General features: G+C 67.8%; 2 protein-coding genes. One reads left to right on the forward strand and one right to left on the reverse strand.

The features are described from left to right. On the reverse strand, window positions 1-1,608 hold a 1,608-nt coding region (locus LI92_RS20960; RefSeq protein WP_046322364.1), incomplete at its 3' end, for a flavin-containing monooxygenase. 154 nt (window positions 1,609-1,762) lie between these two features. Between LI92_RS20960 and LI92_RS20965 the strand changes: the two genes are divergently transcribed. Beyond that, window positions 1,763-2,269: an STM3941 family protein gene (locus LI92_RS20965; RefSeq protein ID WP_046322366.1), complete on the forward strand. Its 507-nt coding sequence runs from the start codon at window positions 1,763-1,765 to the stop codon at window positions 2,267-2,269. Window positions 2,270-2,354 lie beyond the last annotated feature (85 nt).

A 2,354-nucleotide genomic window follows, 5' to 3' on the forward strand; every position in this document is an offset into this window, starting at 1 on the left:
CTTGGTGGCCTCGATGGTGTGTGCGCCCCGCTGCACGAATGTGGTGACCAGGTAGGCGAAGTGCCGGGCGCGTTCTTCGGCGGTGTGGGTGTAGTTGGGCGAGACCCCGGACTGGGTGTAGCCGAGGAAGAAGCAATTGGGAAAGCCGTGGGCCTGCAGACCGTGCAGGGTCCGCATGCCCTTCGCCCAGGCGTCGCTGAGCCGCACGTCGTTGCGGCCGATGATCTCGAAGCCCAGCCGCCGGGTGAATTCGGTGCCCACCTCGAAGCCGGTCGCGAAGACCAGCGCGTCGAGGTCGTATTCGGTCCCGTCGACCACGACGGCGGTCTCGGTGAAGCGCTCGACGCCGCGCCCGTCGGTGTCGACCAGCCTGACGTTGTCCCGGTTGAAGGTGTCGAGGTACTGGTCGTGGTAGCCGGGGCGCTTGCAGTTCAGCCGATACCAGGGTTTGAGCGCCTCGGCGGTCTTGGGGTCGCGCACGGTTTGGTCGATCCGCGCGCGCAACCGCTCCATCGCGAGGTAATCGGCGTGGAACAAAAAGTCGGAGATCTCGGTGGCCGTCATCTCACGGCCCAGTCGCTGGGTCTCGCGCACGACGGCGGCCTCGCTCAGTTCGAGTGCCTTGTGTGTCCAGCCGTCGTCGGTGAGGTCGAGCTCCATCTCCACTCCGCAGGTGACGCGGGTGAAGTTCTCCATGCGTTCGCGTTGCCAGCCCGGTTTGAGGCTGGCCGCCCACTGCGGGTCGGTGGGGCGGTTGCCGCGCACCGAAACCGTGCTCGGGGTGCGCTGGAACACGTAGAGCTGCTGCGCCCACTCACCGAGGTGCGGGATGCACTGCAGTCCCGTGGACCCGGTGCCGATGACGCCGACGCGTTTGTCGGTGAGCTTCGTCAGCCCGCCGGATTCGTCGCCACCGGTGTAGCCGAAGTCCCACCGGCTGGTATGGAAGGTGTGGCCGCGGAATTCGTTGATGCCCGGGATACCCGGAAGCTTCGGCCGGGTCAGCGAGCCGGGCGATACGGCGACCAGGGTGGCGGTGCAGGTGTCGCCGCGATCCGTGGTTATCTGCCACCGCTTGGCGGCTTCGTCCCAGTGCAGGCCGGTGACGGTGGTGCCCAGCAATGCGTTGTCGTACAGGCAATAGTGCCGGGCGATGTTCTGCAGGTGCGCGCGGATCTCCGGGCCGTGCGCGTAGCGCTCGGTGGGGACGTAGTTCAGCTCTTCGAGCAGTGGCAGATAGATGTAGGACTCGACGTCGCACTGCACGCCGGGGTAGCGGTTCCAATACCAGGTGCCGCCGACGTCGCCGGCGGTGTCGATCAACCGGATGTCGTCGATGCCCGACTCACGCAGCCGCGCGGCCGCGACCAGGCTGCCCAGGCCGGCGCCGATGATCGCCACCTGGACGTGGTCGTGCACCGGGGCCCGCTCGGCGCGCTCGGTCCACGGGTCGTCGGCGTAGTGGGAGAAATCCGCGGTGACCTCGATGAACTGGTTCACGGCGTCGGGTCGCAGCCGCTTGTCGCGTTCGAGCGCGTACTTGGCGCGGACCCATTCGGGATCGTAGTGCGCCGGTTGGGGTCCCAGGCCATCAGCCGTCGAGGCCATCGTGTCGCGCTCCTCCCGCCGCAGGGGGCTTAGCTGGACATTGTGTCTAGTGAATGGACTGCCTGACATCTTGACAGACGAACCGTCTGAAGTGTGCGAAACCGGCTTTCGGCGCACTGCGGCCCCCCGTACAGTCGTCGCCGGGGAGGTCACCATGCCGTTCGAAGCGCACCTGGACCGGCGCAAAATCGCCGCGCTGCTCGCCATCGCTGTCGCGCTCGTCCTGGCCGGGGTGTGGCTGGTCGGGGGATTCGGGCCGGTCGGCCCCATCCGCGGCTGGTCGCCGGAGGCGCTGGGCATCTTCGGGTGGTGCGCGATCGTTTTCTTCGGTCTCGGCGTGGCGGTGCTCGCCGGGCGGCTGGTTCAGTCGGGCGTTCAGGTCCGCATCGACGCCGACGGTGTCTACCGGCGGCGCGACGGCAACCGGGTGATTCCCTGGAGCGCGATCGAGCGGGTCAGGACCGTGGACGCCGGCCGGGTGCAGCTGGCCTACCTCTACCTCAACGACGCTGCCGCGGTCGGCGGCCGCAGCAGGCCGGGGGCAGGGTCATTCGGTGACGTGACGCTCTCGCTGCAGGGCACCGACAAGACGGTGGGCGAGATGCGGGCCGCGTTCGACTACTTCGCGCCCGGCCGGCGTGAAGACGCCACGGACAACTAGTTGTACTGACCACGGACGTTGGGTACGGCGTGGCGTGGTGACATGACGAAGACCTCCGAGTGAAGTGCGAGCTGCTGAAGAACGC

Source organism: Mycobacterium sp. UM_Kg1, assembly GCF_000972925.1.
GTDB classification, from domain to species: domain Bacteria; phylum Actinomycetota; class Actinomycetes; order Mycobacteriales; family Mycobacteriaceae; genus Mycobacterium; species Mycobacterium hiberniae.